The following is a 17,478-nucleotide window of genomic DNA, read 5'->3' as shown; positions in this document are numbered from 1 at the left end:
ACCCGCCCGCCGCGCACGCGACCGGCGCGACCGGCGTGACCAGCGCGGCGGGCGCGGCGGGCGCAGCGGCGCTAGCTGAACTGGACGACCTGCTCACCACCCTCCCGCCGAGCCGGCGCGGGCTTCCGCTCGCCGTCACCGTCGGACGCCTGCACCGCGTCAAGGGCATGGCTGCCCTGGTTCAGGCGTGGGCTGCGGATGCCAACCTGCGCGCCCGCTGCAACCTGCTCATCCTCGGCGGGGACCTGAATTCTCCCTCCCTCGACGAGAAAAGCCAGCTGGACCAGATGGCCGCGGTCGTCGACCTCGCCAATGCGGCCGACCAGGGCCTACTGCTCGCCGGGCACCGCACCAACGACACCGTGGCGCACTGGCTGGCCGCGGCCCGGTACGGCCGGCCCGGACTGGCGGCCCCCAATGGGGCGTATGTCTGCGCGAGCATGAAGGAAGAATTCGGCATCGCCCTGCTTGAGGCCATGGCGACCGGGCTCACCGTCGTCGCCCCGAATTCCGGCGGCCCGGCCACCTATGTGGAGCACGCAGTGACGGGTTTCCTCGTCGACACCGGCAACCAAACGGCCCTGGCGGGCGGGATCATCGCTGCACTCGAGTTGGCTGCCGGCCCCCTCGGACCGGAGTACGCGGACCGGGCCGGGGAAATGGTGTCGCGTTCCTTCACGATCCAGGCCATGGCTGAGACGCTGACCCGGGTCTACCGCGACGTCGCCGACACGAACGAGTCGGGCGCGTACCTGGTGAGCGTTTCATGACGCTGCTGATCATCAGCCCGGACTACGCCTCCCACCTGTTCCCGCTGGCCACTCTGGGCACCGCGTGGCTGGAGGCCGGCGAACGCGTCGTGGTGGCCAGCGGTTCGGCCACTGCCGACATCGTGGCCGCGTTCGGATTCGAGCGCATACACCTGCAACTGGGCCGCGGCTCGAACCCCGGCACGATCCGCGCCGAGGAACAGCCGACGGGCGAGGACGACGCGCTCCGCGGGTTCTTCGACGCCACCCGGCTCGGAATGGTGGAAACGCTCTGTTTCCAGGCCAAGGCACGCAGCAGCGACCTGCTCTGGAACCCGGTGGAGGTGGCCCGCGCGGTACAGCTCATCGTGGCCGAGGTGCAACCCGACCACGTGATCGTCGATCACCTGGCGTTCAGTGCGCGCCTCGCTTTGGTGAGTGCGGGCATCCGTCACGCCGATGTGGTGCTCGGTCACCCGTCGGCGCTGCCCGTGGGCGCGGAGGTCTACGGTTTCCCGCCGGAGTGGCCGCTCGCCTTCGCGCCCGACAGCGACGACCTCGGCGCACTCCTGACGATCTGCGAGAGCGTGCGGGATGCGTTCACCACCCAGTGGAACGACGCCCTGCGGGTTCTCGACCCGGCCGCGCTGCCGAGCCCGGATGCGTTCATGGAGTCCGGAGACATCCTGCTGCTCAATTATCCGGCCGAGCTGCACGACGCCGCACGTGGCGAGTTGCTGCCGGCGCACGCGTTCCTCGGCTCCGCCGTGCGCAACGAGGCCGCCGACGACGAGGTGAACGCCTGGCTCGCCGCCGACAGTGACCGGCCCATCGTCTATGTCAGTTTCGGCAGCTTCCTGTCGGTGCGCGGGGATGTTCTCGCCCGGGTGGCCGAGGCGCTTGCCGCACTCGACGTGCGGGTGGCCGTCGCCACCGGTGCCACCGACCCCGCGGAACTCGGGCCGATCCCCGACTCCTGGCTCGTGCGCGCGTTCCTGCCGCAGGTCACCGTGCTGGCGCGCTCGGCTCTGGCGGTGTCGCACGGCGGCAACAACAGCGTCACCGAGGCGATGACCTCGGGGGTGCCACTGCTGCTGCTGCCCTTCTCCACCGACCAGTTCGCCGGGGCCGCCGCGGTCGAAGCGGCCGGATTCGGGCTGTCCCTCGCGCCCAACACGGCTACGGTTGAGGAGCTTCGGGCCGGAATAGCCGAACTGCTCGCGCTCGACGGGGACGCCCGGCGAAGCCTGGATCGGTTGAGTTCCTCGCTGCAGGGCGGTGCCGGGCCCAAGCGCGCGTACGCGGCGCTGCTGGCGGTGCCGGTCGAGCTGTAGGTTGCGAGTATCCGGGGGGTCAGACGTCGATCGCGTAGACCAGGGATTCCTGCACCATACCGAACCAGTCGTAGATGTCGTTCAGGAACGGTGCCGCGTCGGCGCTCCGCGCCGGCACCCCGTCGGGCCCGATCTCGAGGCGTTCGGCAAGGGTGAGGCGCAGGTCGGTGAGCGTGCGCAGCCAGGACTGCACGTCGTCGGCGTCGAGGTCGATAATCACGGGCGCCTCGGCGGATGCGGCCGCGTCGGCGGTCGCAGGTAGCTCGGCGTCGTTCGGTTCGTCGGCGATGTCGGCGAGCGGTTCCTCGCCGAGCGTCGCAAGCATGCACCGGGCGTTCCGCACCTTGCGCTCGAGCAGGTCATCGGCGGTGAACCGGCGGAATTCCGCGGCGGCCTCGGGGTCATCGGCGTAGGCATCCGGCAGCAGCCGACGCAGGGCCGGGTCACCGGATGTGCCGAGTGCGTGGGTTTCGGCGCCCTCCAGCAGGTCAATCAGCTGGCTCGCGGCCAGGCGCAACAGGCCGATCTCGACGGGTTCGAACCGGGCGGTCACGCTGCCGGCGTTCTCGCTGCCCGTCATGAACTGCATCACGCGTCGGCCTTGGCGAGGGTGGCCCACAGCCCGTAGCCGTGCATGGCTTCGACGTGGCGTTCCATTGCTTCCCGGTTGCCGGAAGCGACGACGGCCTTCCCGTCGTTGTGCACCTGCAGCATGAGGCGCTCGGACTCCAAGGCGGAGATGCCGAAGTAGCTGCGGAACACGTAGGAGACGTAGGACATCAGGTTCACCGGGTCGTCCCAGACGATGGTGATCCAGGGGCGATCGAGGGACACGGCGTCTCGCAGATCGAGTCGTTCGTCAGTCTTCGGCACGGGTTAAGCCTCACACGGAGGGGGGGCAATTCCAACCCGGTGTGGCCGGTGTCCGGGGGCGTGGTGCGGTGCGGTTTCGGTGCTCAATCGCGCGTGTCGACGTCGAGCCCGGTCTCGAGGTCGGCGCAATCGACCAGCCGGGTGTTGTGAGACTGCAGGTAGGGACGTGCGCCGGTGTCGCCGGTGGCGGAGTCGATGAGCGCGCCCCAGTGTGCTCGCCCGATCACCACCGGGTGTCCCGGGCGGGCGTCGAAGCCGGCCTGCCGGAGCGTGAGCGGGCCGACGGGGTTCGCGTCGGCATCCGTGGCACCGGGCACGGTGTCACCGGGCAGGGTGTCGATGGGCAGGGTGCCGATCAGTCGTGCGACCGTGCCGGGCAGCAGACCCGGGATATCGACCGGGACGATCGCCACGGCGACCGGAGCAGGCAGGAGCTCGGTGGCCTGCAGCTCGGTGGCTTGTCGCAGGCCCGCCCGCAGGGACGCGGAGAGTCCCTCTGCCCAGTCTTCAGCCTGCGTGAGGATGACCGACGGGGTCATGCCGAATTGGTGGAGCAGTGCCCGGACTTCTGCGGTTTCGGCGCCGAGCACGACGATCACCGGTGAGCAGCCGGCATCCGTGAGCGTGCGGATCGTGCGCACCAGCCAGGGGATGCCGTCGTCGCCCCGCGCAAGTGCCTTCGGCATGCCGTAACGGGAGCCGGCGCCGGCTGCGAGCACGAGGCCGGCGATTGGTGCGGAGGAAGTGGCCATGCCTGCCATCGTAGGGCGGTGCGGGTATGGGCACGGGTGTGGAGGTCGGTCGGGCACGGCCCGCACGATTCTCAGCCCTTTAGCCCACCAACCCCTGACGAATTCGACGGAGATTTCACCGATTTCGCGCCCAAATGGATGCTCGGGGCCGGTTCTAAGTAAAATCTCCGTCGAATTCGTTCGGCCAGGGCGGGATTGAGGGTGGGACTGGAAGGCGGGAGGGCGGCTCAATCGCCGGGCGGCTCAATCGCCGGGCGGCTCAATCGCCGGGCGGCTCAACCACCGGTCGGGGCGAGCACCCGGCGGCCGCGCACGAAGACGCCGGCGATCGCGGGCTGGCGGAGGGCCAGCAGAAGCGCGAAGAGGGTCTGGTCGGTGGCCATCTCCTCGTCGTCGGCCCGGATGCCGCGCTCGAGCACCGTGGCAAGGGGCTCCCAGCGGTCCGGCTCGATCAGGAGGAAGTCGGCGTCCTTGCCCACGTCGAAGTTGCCGAACCGGGCCTCCATGTCGAGTGCGCGCGCGCCGGCCAGGGTGCCGGTGAAGAGCAGGGCGGCCGGATCCAGCGACAGGCCCGCCTCTCCGGGCTCGGAGAGGTGCACCTTGAAACAGTCGTTGAGCACCCGGGAGATGAGCCATTCGTCGCCCGCGCCGACATCCGACCCGATCGCCACATTCACGCCGAACGACGTCGTGCGCAGCCACGGCATGGTGCCCGATCCCAGGAACTGCTGCGACGTGGGGCAGTGCGCCACGCTCGTTCCCGTCTCGGCCAGGCGAGCCAGCTCGCTGTTCTCGCAGTGCACGGCGTGGGCGAGGATGCTGCGCCGCCCCAGCAGGCTCGACCCGCCTCGCGCCGAACCCGGCAGGAACCGGCCGTCGTAGGTGTCGAGGTAGGTGTCGACCTGGTAGACCGACTTCACGGCCTCGATCTCGCCCGTGCCGGACCGGTTGTTCTCGTTCAGGTGGCTGTGGAAGTAGACCCCCTGGCCGCGCACCGCGTCGTAGAGCTCGCCGAGCCCCGCCAGGGTCGTGGGGGTGACGGAGAGGCTGAATCGCGGCACCACCGCCACCTGAAGCAGCGCGGTGGCGGCGTCGCCGGTGTCGACCGCGTGCCAGCGGGCGATCTCATCCGTCACAAGCTCCAGGGCCCTGGCCTCGCTCGTGAGCAGCGCCTGCGAGGGCTTCGAACCGACCGTCTGGATTCCGCGTCCGCTGACCAGGCGCAGTCCGGCCCGGTGCGACTCCTCGAACAGGGCGTCCTGCGCGGGAGGGAACGCGGAGCCGAAGACCAGGGCGCTGGTCGTGCCCGCGGCGACGCGGCGACGGGTGAAGTCCCGGGCGATCTGCTCGCCGAACCCGGGGTCGGCCAGGCGAGCCTCGGCCGGGAAGACGCAGTTGTCCAGCCACTCGAGCAGCTGGCCGCCGCCATAGGAATCCGTGGAATAGGTCTGCGGGAAGTGCACGTGGGTGTCGACGAAGCCGGGCAGGATGAAACCGCCCCGGTTGTCGGTGACCGCCAGGGTTTCGTAGACGGCAGGGAGGTCGACGAATGAGCCCACCCAGGCGATCCGGCCCGTGTCGGTGGTCACCAGGACGCCGTCGGGCAGGGACACGAGGTGCCGGTGCGCGGCGGCCACGGTGGGGGAGCCGGCAATGTGGAAGATGTGGCCGCGGTAGACCCGGCTGGACGGTGTCACGTGAGAGCCCGTTCTCTGTTCGTCGTTCTCTTCCACTGGACTCGTTTCCACCGGACTCGTTCAGTGTATTGGGGGTCGTCAGGCTCGACCGCCGCGCGATCAAGTAAACGCTTGCAGCAAACGCTTGCATAAGCGGTACGCGACGGAGTAGCGTCACATCTGTTGTTCTCAGCGCCACCGGGCGCGAGACAGGGGGAGTCACTGTTGACGAAACGCACCGCTACACGCCGCCCGGCCATCCGCCGCATTGTGGCCACGATCGGAGCCGGCGCGATCGTTCTCTCCGGTCTCGCCTTCTCCGAGGTGTCCGCGGCCGCCGCCACCCCGACGGTCGCCCTGGTCGGCAGCCTGCAGAGCGAGTTGGGCTGCACGGAGGACTGGCAGCCGGCCTGCGAGTCCACCGAGCTGGCCCCGACGGGCGTCGACGGGGTCTGGTCCGCCGAGTTCACGGTGCCGGCCGGCAGCTACGACTACAAGGTCGCCCTCAACGACGCGTGGGACGAGACCTACGGGCTGGACGGTGGCGCCGACAACATCCCGCTGACCATCGCCGGTGAAAGCCGAATGAGCTTCACCTTCGACCTCGGCCGGAAGCGCGTCGGCCTCGAGGTACTCTCCCTGGCCGGTGCCTACTCCGCGGAGGACGAGGCCGTGGCGGCCGCGCCCATCCGCCAGCCCGGCAGCGACGAGCAGTTCTACTTCGTGATGACCGACCGGTTCAAGGACGCCGACCCGGCCAACAACACCGCCGGCCTCGGCGACGACCCACTGGTATCCGGCTACGACCCCGCGAACAAGGGCTTCTACAACGGCGGCGACCTCGCCGGGCTCCGTTCCCAGCTCGACTACATCGAGGGTCTCGGCACGAGCGCCCTCTGGCTCACGCCGTCCTTCAAGAACCGGGCCGTGCAGGGCGAGGGCGCGAACGCGTCCGCGGGCTACCACGGCTACTGGATCACCGACTTCACCCAGATCGACCCGCACCTCGGCACCAACGCCGAGCTCAAGGCGCTCATCGACGACGCGCACGCCCGCGGCATCAAGGTGTACTTCGACATCATCACCAACCACACCGCCGACGTCATCGACAACGAGGAGAAGCAGTACTCCTACATCGACAAGGCGACGTCGCCCTACACGACCGCGGCCGGCGAGCCCTTCGACCCGGCCGACTACGCGGGGACCGACGAATTCCCGACCCTCGACGGGACATCCTTCCCCTACACGCCGTTCGTCGCGGCCGCCGACGCCACGGCCAAGGTGCCGGCCTGGCTGAACGACCCGACGCTTTACCACAACCGGGGAGATTCGACCTTCGAGGGTGAGAGCAACCTCGACGGCGACTTCTCCGGCCTCGACGACCTGATGACCGAGAACCCGGCCGTCGTGAACGGCTTCGTCGACGTATACACGGACTGGGTCGACCTCGGTATCGACGGCTTCCGCATCGACACGGTCAAGCACGTCAACCTGGAGTTCTGGGACACGTGGTCCACGCAGGTGCTCGACTACGCGCACGCCGCGGGCAAGCCCGACTTCTTCATGTTCGGTGAGGTCTACGACGCGGATGCCGCGAAGACGTCCCCGTACGTGCGCAAGACCGACCTCAACTCGGTGCTCGACTTCGGATTCCAGTCTCAGGCGACCAGCTTCGCCGCCGGCAACTCCGCGAAGGGGCTCAGCCAGCTGTTCGCCTCCGACGACCTCTACACGACTCCCGACTCCAACGCCTCCGCGCTGCCGACCTTCCTCGGCAACCACGACATGGGCCGGATCGGCTACTTCCTGAAGAACACCGATGACCCGCTTGCCCGCGACGTGCTCGCCCACGAGCTCATGTTCCTGACCCGCGGCCAGCCGGTGGTCTACTACGGCGACGAGCAGGGTTTCATGGGCGCGGGCGGCGACAAGGACGCCCGCCAGTCGCTGTTCGCCAGCCAGGTGCCCGAGTACGCGAACCAGCCGCTGATCACCGGCGAGACCGCCGGTTCGATCGACCGGTTCGGGACGGATGCGCCGCTCTACAGTCGGATCGCTGAGCTCTCCGCGCTGCGGAGCGACCACCCGGCCCTCGCGACGGGCGCCCAGATCGAGCGCTACGCCGACACCGGGGCGGGCGTCTACGCGTTCAGCCGGGTCGACCGCACGGAGAAGATCGAACACCTCGTCGCCGTCAACAACTCGGCCGCGGCGAAAGCCGTGACGATCCCCACCCTCACCAATGGTGCGTCCTACTCGGTGCTGTTCGGCGACACCGCTTCCGCGGTATCCGGCGACACCGGGGATCTGGCCGTCACCGTGCCGGCCCGCGGCTCGGTCGTGCTCGTGGCCGACCGACCCGTCAGCGCTCCGGCCGCGGCCGCCGCGATCACGGTCGCCGCCCCGGCAGCCGGAGCCGGCGTCACCGGCGTCTCACCCGTCGGGGCCACCGTCGACGACGGGACCTGGCAGGAGACCGGCTTCGCCTGGCGGGTCGTGGGTGACACTGCGTGGACCAGCCTCGGCACCGCCGAAGACACCACTCCGCGGGTCTTCCACGACACCGCCGGCCTCGCCACGGGCACCCTGGTCGAATACCGCGCCGTCTCCACGGATGCCGCCGGCCAGCGGGCCGCCGCGTCCAGCTTCGCCTCCGTGGGCAACACGGTTTCGCTCGCCGATACCGGCACGCCCGACGCCGCGATCGACCTGGTCACGGTGGCCGGTAGTCACAACTCCGAGATGGGTTGTGCCGGGGACTGGCAGCCCGGCTGTGAGGCCGCGAAACTGACCCTCCGGGCCGACGGCATCTACGCCGGCACCTTCGACCTTCCGGCCGGCGACTACGAGTACAAGATCGCCGTCAACGGCTCCTGGGACCTCAACTACGGTTCCGGCGGGGTTCCCGGCGGCGACAACGTGAGCTACACGACCGACGGCGGCCCGGTCACGTTCTACTTCGACCCGCGCAACAACTTCTTTCAGGGCACGGCCGAGGGCGATATCGTCGTCGCGGCCGGTTCCTTCCAAGAGGAGGCCGGTTGCCCCGGAGACTGGAAACCGGACTGCCTCGCAACCTGGCTGCAGGACGTGGACGGCGACGGCATCCTCACCCTGAGTTCGAACACCCTGCCGACCGGCTCGTACGAGGCGAAGGTCGCGCACAACCTCGGCTGGGACGAGAACTATGGCGCCGACGGCGTGCCGAACGGAGCGAACCTGTCGTTCACGGCCACCGAGGGCAAGGAAACCCTGTTCAGCTACGACCTCGCCGCCCACGTGCTCACGATCACGGTGACCGACCCGCCGCTGGCCGGCACCGGAGCGCAGCGCGCGCACTGGGTGAGCGAGAAGACCCTCGCCTGGCCGCGTGACCTGCTGCCCGTGAATGCCGACCCGGCCGCGCTCGGTTACACGCTGCACTCCTCGTCGGCCGCCGACCTGGCGGTCGTCGACGGAGCGGTGACCGGCGGTGACACGGTCGCCCTCGAGTACGACCCGGCCGGTCTCTCCGACGCGGAGAAAGCGCGTTTCCCGGCCCTCGCCGGGTCCGTGGCCCTGCGCCCGGTCGGTGTGGACCGGGTGGAGCTGGAACGGCTGCTGACCACCCAGCTGGCGGTGGCCCAGTCCGGCACCGACACCGGCACCGACACCGACGACACCACAGGCATCCTCACCGCGTTCACGGGCGTGCAACTGCCCGGCGTGCTCGACGACCTCTACGCGGATGCCGCAGCGGACCGGACGCTCGGCGTCACCTGGTCCAAGAAGCGGCCCACGATCGCGGTCTGGGCTCCCACGGCGCAGAACGTCGACGCGCTCGTCTGGACGGCGGGCGACACGGCCGACCCGGAGCGCATCGCGTTGACGCGCCAGGATGACGGCACGTGGACCGCGACCGGCGCCAAGAACTGGACCGGCGCATCCTTCGTCTTCGAGGTCACGGTGTTCGCGCCGACGACGGGGAAGATCGAGGTGAACCAGGTCACCGACCCGTACTCGGTCGCCCTGACGCAGAACTCCACCCGGTCGGTGCTCATCGACCTGGCCGATAAGGCTTACCGCCCCAAGGCGTGGGAGAAAGCGAAGGCGCCGGTCATCGAGAAGGCCGTGGACCGGTCGATCTACGAACTGCACGTGCGCGACTTCTCGATCTCCGACGACACCGTGCCGGAAGAGCTCCGCGGCACCTACGGCGCGTTCGGGGTCGACAGCGCGGGAACCCGGCATCTGTCCGAGCTGGCGGCTGCCGGGCTCAACACCGTGCACCTGCTGCCGACCTTCGACATCGCCACGATCCAGGAAGACCGCGCCCTCCAGGCCGTTCCGGCCTGCGACCTGGCCTCCTTCGGACCGGCCTCGCCGGGCCAGCAGGCGTGCATCCAGGCGATCAGGGACCAGGATGGCTTCAACTGGGGCTACGACCCGTTCCACTTCTCGGCGCCGGAGGGGTCCTACGCGGTGAACGCCCACGGCGGCGCCCGGGTGGCCGAGTTCCGCGGCATGGTGGGGGCCCTGCACGAGGACGGCCTGCAGGTCGTACTCGACGAGGTGTTCAACCACACCGCGCAGAGCGGCCAGGGGGAGAAATCGGTGCTCGACCAGGTCGTGCCCGGTTACTACCACCGTCTCAACCCGCAAGGCTCCGTCGAGACCTCCACCTGCTGCCAGAACATCGCCACCGAGCACGAACTGGCCCAGAAGCTCATGGTCGACTCCGTCGTGCTCTGGGCGAAGGAGTACCGCGTGGACGGGTTCCGGTTCGACCTGATGGGCCACCACTCGAAGGCCAACCTGCTGGCCGTGCGGGATGCCCTCGACGCGCTCACCCTGAAAAAGGACGGCGTGAACGGCCAGGCGATCTACCTCTACGGTGAGGGCTGGAACTTCGGCGAGGTCGCGAACAACGCCCTGTTCGAGCAGGCGACGCAGGGCCAGCTGGGCGGAACCGGCATCGGCACGTTCAACGACCGGCTGCGCGACGCGGTGCATGGCGGCAGCCCCGTCGACGGCAGCACCGTGCAGCAGCAGGGCTTCGGCACCGGGCTCGGCACCGATCCCAACGGCGTGGCGATCAACGGCACCCCCGAGCAGGCGCTCGCCCGGCTCGGGCAGGCCAGCGACCTGGTGCGGCTCGGCCTGGCCGCGAACCTGCGCGACTTCAGCTTCGTCACCAGCGACGGCACGGTGAAGCGCGGCGACGAACTCGACTACAACGGGTCGCCGGCCGGGTATGCGGACCAGCCGGACGAGGTGATCAACTACGTCGACGCGCACGACAACGAGACGCTCTACGACCTGCTCGCCCTCAAGCTGCCGGCCGACACCGGGATGAGTGACCGGGTGCGCATGAACACCCTGTCTCTTGCCACCGCGACCCTGTCGCAGGCGCCATCGCTCTGGCACGCCGGAACCGACCTGCTGCGCTCGAAGTCGCTCGACCGCGACAGCTACAACTCGGGCGACTGGTTCAACCGCATCGACTGGACCGGCCAGACCAGCAACTTCGGCGTCGGTCTGCCGTCAGCGGCCGCCAACGAGGACAAGTGGGCCATCATGCGCCCGCTGCTCGAGGACCCGGCCCTCAAGCCGACGCCGGACGACATCAGCTTCGCGTCGGCCCAGGCCCAGGACCTGCTGCGCCTCAAGCAGTCGACCGAACTGTTCCGGCTCGGCGATGCGAAGCTGATCAACCAGAAGCTGACCTTCCCGGCCAGCGGACCGGACGCCACCCCCGGCGTCATCGCGATGAGCGTCGACGACACGGTGGGAGGCGACGTCGACAAGAAACTGGACGGCCTGCTGGTGCTCTTCAACGCCAGCCCCGAACCTCAGACGGTTCTGCTCAGCGAGTTGGCCCGGCGCGGCTACGCCCTCAGCGGCATCCAGGCCGCCGGGACGGATGCGCTCGTCAAGTCGACGACCTGGGACGCGGCGACCGGCACGGTAACGGTTCCCGCCCGCACGGTCGCGGTGCTCGTCGACGCGCAGGAGCGGACGGCGAAGAAGCGGTAACCCGCGGATCGCACCCCGTTCAGGAGCGAACGGGGTGCAGCAGCCGCCAGATCCGGTCGCGCGACATCGGCAGTTCGGTGGGACGGATGCCGATGGCGTCGCGCACCGCGTTCGCCAGGGCGGGTGCCACCGGGTTGTAGGGCGACTCGCTCATCGACTTCGCCCCGAACGGGCCGAGCACGTCGCTCGTGTCCGCGAAGTACACCTCGGTCACGGGCAGGTCGGCGAGCTGCGGGATGTGGTAATTCCGCAGCACGCTCGTGGTCACGGTGCCCGCCCCGTCGAAGATGACCTCCTCGTAGAGCGCGGTGCCGATCGCCTGCGCGACCCCACCCTCGATCTGGCCGCGGCACTGCTCCGGGTTCATCACGACCCCGGCATCCGCCGCCTGGATCGACTGCAGAATGCGCACCTCGCCGGTCTGCGTGTTCACGGCCACCCGGAACGCGTGCACGTTGAACGCCACCGAGCGGCGGGCGCCGTCTTCGGCGCCGACACCGCGGAGAGCGGAGGCCCCGGGCACGGATGCCCCGGTTACGGATGCCTGCCCGGCCAGTTCGGCCAGCGTCACGAACACCGCTCCGCTGCGCAGCCCGTCGGGTTCCAGGGTCCAGGCGGCGGCGGGGATCTCCGGGTGCCTCTCCGTGGCGGCGGACCGCAGCGTGTCGGCCAGGTCGTTCGCCGCCGCGAGCACGGCCTTGCCGGCGATGACGACGCCCGCGGAGCCGAACGCGCCGGTGTCGTAGCCGATGGCATCCGTGTCGGACTGCAGGATCTCGATCCGGTCGGGAGTCGTGTGCAGGGCCGTGGCGGCGAGCTGCGCGTGCACCGTGGTGGTGCCGTTGCCGAACTCGGCCGTGCCGACGCGGACGGTGTAGCGGGTGGGGGATTCGAGGACCGCGTTTTCGAGGGTGACCGAGGCCTGCGCGTAGTGCCCGCGCGGCGGGGTGGTCGCGATCATGGCGGTGGCCATGCCCTCGCCGGCCTTCCAGTGCTCGCCGAGCGGCACGGTGGCGCCGTTGCCGCGGGCCAGGGCCGTCTGGGCCAGGTCGAAGCACTGGTCGAGTCCGTAGCTGCCGAAGATGAGGTCCTCGCCCTCCACGTGGGTGACCACGAGCGGGTCGTTCGGGCCGACCGAGTTTCGCCGGCGCAGGTCGAACGGGTTGATGCCGACGGTGCGGGCGAGCTCGTCGAGTGCGGACTCGACGCCGAAGATCACCTGGCCGAGGCCGTAGCCGCGGAAGGCGCCCGAGGGGAGATTGTTCGTGTAGACGCTTCGGGCATCCACCCGCTTGTTGGGCACCCGATAGAGGCTGACCGACTCGGAGCTGCCGTGGAACATCACCCCGGGGCCGTGGTTGCCATAGGCGCCGGTGTCGGCGAGCACACCCAGCTTCAGTGCGGTGAGGCGGCCGGCGTCGTCGGCGCCGAGGGTGACGTCGATGCGCATGGGGTGACGGGCCGGGGAGAGGGTGAACTCGTCGGAACGGCTGAACTCGTATTGCACGGGGCGCCCGGTCTTCAGCACCGCGAGCGCGACGATGTCCTCGGTCAAAATTTCCTGCTTGCCGCCGAAGCCGCCGCCGACCCGGGCTGTGAACACGCGCAGCCGCCCCGGGTCGAGGGCGAACAGGCGGCAGATCTCGCGGTGCACCAGGAACGGCACCTGGGAACTGGTGCGCAGGATGAGCCGGTCGCCGCCTGCCGATGCGTCTGCCGTGCCGGGCTCCAGCCAGCCGATGGTGGCGTGCGTCTCCAAATGGGTATGCGCCACCCGTTGGGTCTGCCAGGTTCCGCTCACGCTGTGGGCGGCGCCGGCCAGGCCGGCCGCGATGTCGCCGTATTCGCCGTGCAGCTCGGCCACCAGGTTGCGGGTCGGGTCGGCCAGCCGGCTCGCGGTGGCATCCTTGTCGCCGTGCACCAGGGGAGCGCCGGGCAGGAGAGCGGCGTGCGGGTCGAAGACGGCCGGGAGCGTCTCGTAGTCGATCTCGATCAGGCGGCAGGCGGCCTCGGCGATGGCGAGGGTGTCGGCGACGACGGCCGCGACGCGCTGGCCGCGGAACCGCACGACCGAATCGAGCACGAGGGTGTCGTCGGGGTCGTCGAGGCGGTCCTCGTGCCGGGCGGTGGAGAACAGGGTGGCCGGGGAGTCGGCGTGGGTGAGCACGGCGTGCACCCCGGGCAGGGCCGCGGCTGCCTCGGTTTGGATTGAACGGATGCGCGCGTGCGCCTGCGTGCTCTGCAGCACGCTGAGGTGCAGGAGGCCGGGCACCGTGACGTCGAGGGTGTACGGCTCCTGCCCGCTGACCACGCGTTCGCTGGCCGGGGCCGCCAGGGAGGTGCCGACCGTGCCGGGGCGCGGTCCGGTCTGGACGACCGGGCCCAGGCCGGTGCGTGCCGGTGCGTCGGTGCGACAGGAGCCGTCTGACCTGGCTGAGCCGTTGACGGGGGTGTGGCTGCCGCGGATGGCGTCCTCGATGGCGCGGTAGCCGGTACAGCGGCACAGGTTGCCCTTGAGCAGGCGGGGGAGGTCGTCAAGGTCGGTCTCGGTCAGGGCGGACGCGGTCACGATCATGCCGGCGGTGCAGAACCCGCATTGGAACCCGGCGGCGTCGACGAAGCGCTGCTGGATCGGGGCCAGATCACCGGGCAGGCCGAGCCCGGCCACGGTCGTGACCTCTGTGCCCTCGGCCCGGAACGCCGGGTAGATGCAGGAGTGCACCGGAGTGCCGTCGACCAGCACGGAGCAGGCGCCGCAGTCGCCGGTGTCGCAGCCCTTCTTGACTTCGAAGTGCTCCTGGTCGCGGATGAAGGAGCGCAGGCACTGCCCGGGGGCAGGGGAGGCGTCGACGGGTTCGCCGTTGATCTGGAATCTCATGAGCGGTCTCCGTCCCGGGGTGCCGCCTGGTCTCGCGCGGCCGGTTCGGGTTCTTGTCTCGGTTCGGGCTGCTGTTCCAGCTCTGCTCGGATCTCCTCGCCGAGCACGCCGCTCACGGCGCGGCGCCAGTCGGCGGCGCCGTGGGCATCCGTGAACCAGCAGTCGATGGCGGCGATGTCCTGGGCGAGTGTGCCCGCGTCGGGCAGGGAATCGTAGCGCAGTTGCACCGGACGCACAGTGCCGGCGGTGACGGTGAGCACGAAGCGGCCGGTGCCGTCGCTGGCGTCGCGGGCGGTCGTGTCGTCGCTGTCGGAGAGGTCGGCGCGGTCGAGCCGGCCGATCAGCACGGCGCCGGAGCGGCCGAGTGGGGAGAGGGCGATCTTGCGGTATGCGGTGCGGGCCGCCAGCGAAGAGGTCGGCACGTGGATGGACCGCAGCACATCGCCGGTGCGGAGCGCGTTGGTGGTGTTGCCGGTGACGAAGGACGCTGCGGGCATCCGTTCGTCGCTGCCGTCACGACGCCAGATCAGCACCTCCGCGTCGAGGGCGGCAGCCAGGCTGGTCATCGGGCCGGCCGGCAGGGAGGCGCAGAGGTTGCCGCCGACGGTGGCGACGTTCCAGATCTTGAATGAGCCGTAGAGGGCGGTGCAGCACTGGTAGATCAGCGGATGCGCGGTCCAGCCGGGGGCGGCCGCCAGCCGGGAGAGTTCGGCGATGGTGCAGGTGGCGGCGATGACGAGGCCGGGGGTGGTGCCGGTGGCGCGCTCGCCGGTGTGGGCATCCGTGCCGGTGACGGCACCTGGGCCGGTGTCCGGGGTGCCGGCATCCGTCGTCAGGGTCAGAGCGGGCCAGCCCAGGGTCTGCAGGTCGACCAGCCCGGTGAGGTGCGTCTGCGGGTCGGCGAACAGGTCGGAGCCGCCCGCGAGCGGGGCCACCTGGGCGTCGAGGAGCGCGAGATCGCCCCGGTGACGGGCGGGGGTGATCGTGAACACGGTGTTGAGGTCCATCGTTTCCCTCACTCGACCGCTCTGGTGCAGGTCGACACCCTGAATTATCCACTCGCCCGTGTCGCCCCGCGAGTCGACGCGCTCGCTCGCGGCATCCTCACGGCGAGCCACCCTGTTTTCGCGCAGGGCACGGGTGCGCGGAAGGGCGGGGGCGAACCAATTCGACGGAGATTTTGAGCCAAAAGCGGATTTTAGGCGCGTTTTGCGCCGATTTGACCAGAATCTCCGTCGAATACGTTCGGGCCGGAGCCAGTGGGGCTAGTGGAGCCAGAGGGGTTAGTGGGGCTACCAGAGGGGTTAGTGGGGCTAGTGGAGCCAGAGGGGCCAGTGGGGCCAGTCCAGCTAGTGGTCCACACCGTGGAGCTGGTCGAGGATGTGGTCGAGCACGTCGGCGAGGAGACCCAGTCCATCCTTCACGCCGTTGGGGGAGCCGGGGAGGTTGATCACCAGGGTGCGCCCGCGGGCGATCCCGGCGTGACCGCGCGAGATGACGGCCAGAGGGGTGGATGCGGCGCCGCGGCGGCGGAATTCCTCCATCAGCCCGGGGAGCAGCCGGTCGAGGTGCGGGAGGGTCTGCTCGGGGGTGAGGTCGTGGGGGCTGACGCCCGTGCCGCCCGTGGTGATCACAAGGTCGATGCCAGCGTCGAGGGCCTCGATCAGGGCAGCGCCGACCGGGGCGCCGTCGGGCACGACGCGGCGCTCGCCGAGCGTGAAGCCGCGCTCTCGCAGCCAGGCATCGAGGACGGGGCCGGTGCGGTCCGGGTAGACCCCGGCCGCGGCGCGGGTGGAGGCGACGATGACCTGCGCGCGGCGCGGTGCGCGCGGTGCGCGTGGTTCGGTGGGTTCGGTGGGTTCGGACGGAGTCGACGGAAGGTTCGCTGTGGCGGTCACGCGCTCCATCCTGCCCCACTGCGGCAGCCGCGTTCACGCCCCTCCCGGTGTCTATTCCGCAGATGCGGTAATAAGATGCTCAATATGTCTCAGATACGGATCAAGGAAGCCGCCGGATACCTCGGGGTCAGCGACGACACCCTGCGGCGCTGGATCGACAATGGGGCGCTCGCCGCGAGCACCGACGACGCCGGACGCATGGTCGTCGACGGATCCGACCTGGCCCATCTGGCCCGGGAGACCGCGCTGGCCCGAGAGGACGCGCTGTCGCCCGCGGATCCGTCCACGACGGCGAGCTCGGCCCGCAACCGTTTCGTCGGGCTGGTCACCCGCGTGGTGAGCGATCCGGTGATGAGCCAGGTCGAGCTGCAGTGCGGCCCCCACCGGGTGGTGTCCCTGATGAGCACCGAGGCCGTGCGTGACCTCGGCCTGGTGCCGGGGTCGGTGGCCGTGGCCGTGGTCAAGGCCACCACCGTGATCGTCGAAACCCCGAAGGGCCAGTCGTGACCCGATTGTGGAGCGTGCGCGTCGCGGTCGGGCTGGCGGCGGCATCCGTCGTGCTGGCCGGCTGCGCAGGAACGGCCGGGGCCTCGTCGGGGGCAACCGGGGCGTCTACGGAGCAGGGCAAGACGCTCACCGTGTTCGCCGCGGCATCCCTCACCGAGACCTTCACCGAGCTGGCCGACCGGTTCGAGGCCGTCCATCCCGGTGTAACGGTCGCGCTCAACTTCGGGGGATCGGCCGACCTCGTTACCCAGATCCGGGAGGGCGCCCCTGCCGATGTGTTCGCGGCGGCGGACGCCAGGACCATGGCCAAGCTCAGCGGCGACGGCCTCCTCGACGGCGTCCCGGTGGTCTTCGCCACCAACACCCTCATGATCGCCGTGCCCGCCGACAACCCGGCCGGCATCGATTCCTTCGCCGACCTCGCCGCGCCGAATGTGGACGTAGTGGTCTGCGCGCCGCAGGTGCCGTGCGGCACCGCGCTGCCGGCCCTCGAGGCGGCGGCCGGCGTCCGGCTCGCGCCGGTGAGCGAAGAGAACGCCGTCACCGGCGTGCTCGGCAAGGTCACATCGGGCGACGCGGATGCCGGGCTCGTCTATGTGACCGACGTCACCTCCGCCGGCGACGCGGTTCTCGGCATCCCGGTGCCGGAGGCAGATCAGGCCGTGAATGAATACCCGATCGCCGTCGTGGCGGGCAGTGAGCAGGCGCTGCTCGGGGCAGCCTTCACCCGGTTCGTGACCGGAGCGACCGGTCAGACCGTGCTTGGGGCGGCCGGTTTTGGCGCGCCGTGAGGTGG

General features: G+C 70.0%; 12 protein-coding genes. 5 read left to right on the top strand and 7 right to left on the bottom strand.

Going from position 1 to position 17,478, the window contains the following annotated elements; genetic code table 11:
- Together E3T34_RS02430 and E3T34_RS02425 are read left to right on the top strand one after the other, a co-directional pair.
- The coding region (locus E3T34_RS02430; RefSeq protein WP_134342050.1) for a glycosyltransferase family 4 protein at positions 1-770 on the top strand (770 nt) is incomplete at its 5' end.
- On the top strand, positions 767-2,083 hold the full coding sequence (locus tag E3T34_RS02425; protein ID WP_134342049.1) for a glycosyltransferase: 1,317 nt from the start codon (positions 767-769) through the stop codon (positions 2,081-2,083). The genes E3T34_RS02430 and E3T34_RS02425, both read left to right, overlap by 4 nt.
- Before the next feature lie 19 nt (positions 2,084-2,102).
- Here the strand turns inward: E3T34_RS02425 and E3T34_RS02420 are convergent, their stop codons facing one another.
- From E3T34_RS02420 to E3T34_RS02405, 4 genes are all read right to left on the bottom strand, one after another.
- Positions 2,103-2,672 (bottom strand): DUF2017 family protein, encoded by a 570-nt coding sequence (locus E3T34_RS02420; RefSeq protein ID WP_134415162.1) that lies wholly within the window; start codon positions 2,670-2,672, stop codon positions 2,103-2,105.
- A complete protein-coding gene (gene clpS, locus E3T34_RS02415; RefSeq protein WP_233191428.1) occupies positions 2,672-2,956 on the bottom strand; it encodes an ATP-dependent Clp protease adapter ClpS in 285 nt (94 codons plus the stop codon). The genes E3T34_RS02420 and clpS overlap by 1 nt, the downstream gene beginning before the upstream one ends.
- Positions 2,957-3,039: 83 nt before the next feature.
- Positions 3,040-3,708 carry an NTP transferase domain-containing protein gene (locus E3T34_RS02410; protein ID WP_134342047.1) on the bottom strand — a complete coding sequence of 223 codons (669 nt, stop codon included), beginning with the start codon at positions 3,706-3,708 and terminating at the stop codon, positions 3,040-3,042.
- Between the two features lie 275 nt (positions 3,709-3,983).
- Positions 3,984-5,405 carry an amidohydrolase family protein gene (locus E3T34_RS02405; RefSeq protein WP_134342046.1) on the bottom strand — a complete coding sequence of 474 codons (1,422 nt, stop codon included), beginning with the start codon at positions 5,403-5,405 and terminating at the stop codon, positions 3,984-3,986.
- Between the two features lie 204 nt (positions 5,406-5,609).
- Between E3T34_RS02405 and pulA the strand changes: the two genes are divergently transcribed.
- Positions 5,610-11,399 (top strand): pullulanase-type alpha-1,6-glucosidase, encoded by a 5,790-nt coding sequence (gene pulA / locus E3T34_RS02400; protein WP_134342045.1) that lies wholly within the window; start codon positions 5,610-5,612, stop codon positions 11,397-11,399.
- Between the two features lie 19 nt (positions 11,400-11,418).
- Here pulA and E3T34_RS02395 read toward each other — a convergent pair whose 3' ends face one another.
- From E3T34_RS02395 to E3T34_RS02380, 3 genes are all read right to left on the bottom strand, one after another.
- Positions 11,419-14,277 (bottom strand): molybdopterin-dependent oxidoreductase, encoded by a 2,859-nt coding sequence (locus tag E3T34_RS02395; protein ID WP_134342044.1) that lies wholly within the window; start codon positions 14,275-14,277, stop codon positions 11,419-11,421.
- Positions 14,274-15,284 (bottom strand): FAD binding domain-containing protein, encoded by a 1,011-nt coding sequence (locus E3T34_RS02390; RefSeq protein ID WP_134342043.1) that lies wholly within the window; start codon positions 15,282-15,284, stop codon positions 14,274-14,276. Before E3T34_RS02390 ends, E3T34_RS02395 begins: the two co-directional genes overlap by 4 nt.
- Positions 15,285-15,626: 342 nt before the next feature.
- Positions 15,627-16,184 (bottom strand): molybdenum cofactor biosynthesis protein B, encoded by a 558-nt coding sequence (locus E3T34_RS02380; RefSeq protein WP_134342042.1) that lies wholly within the window; start codon positions 16,182-16,184, stop codon positions 15,627-15,629.
- A 75-nt stretch (positions 16,185-16,259) separates the two neighbouring features.
- Between E3T34_RS02380 and E3T34_RS02375 the strand changes: the two genes are divergently transcribed.
- Both E3T34_RS02375 and modA read left to right on the top strand, forming a co-directional pair.
- Complete coding sequence (locus E3T34_RS02375) at positions 16,260-16,682, top strand: molybdopterin-binding protein (protein WP_104171331.1); 423 nt, start codon at positions 16,260-16,262, stop codon at positions 16,680-16,682.
- Positions 16,679-17,473, top strand: a complete 795-nt coding sequence (gene modA / locus E3T34_RS02370; protein ID WP_198411467.1) for a molybdate ABC transporter substrate-binding protein — start codon at positions 16,679-16,681, stop codon at positions 17,471-17,473. The genes E3T34_RS02375 and modA overlap by 4 nt, the downstream gene beginning before the upstream one ends.
- Positions 17,474-17,478 lie beyond the last annotated feature (5 nt).

Source organism: Cryobacterium sp. TMT1-62 (assembly GCF_004403145.1).
GTDB classification, from domain to species: Bacteria; Actinomycetota; Actinomycetes; order Actinomycetales; family Microbacteriaceae; genus Cryobacterium; species Cryobacterium sandaracinum.
Note: the sequence above shows the minus strand (reverse complement) of the source record. Positions and strands in the feature narration are given on the sequence as shown.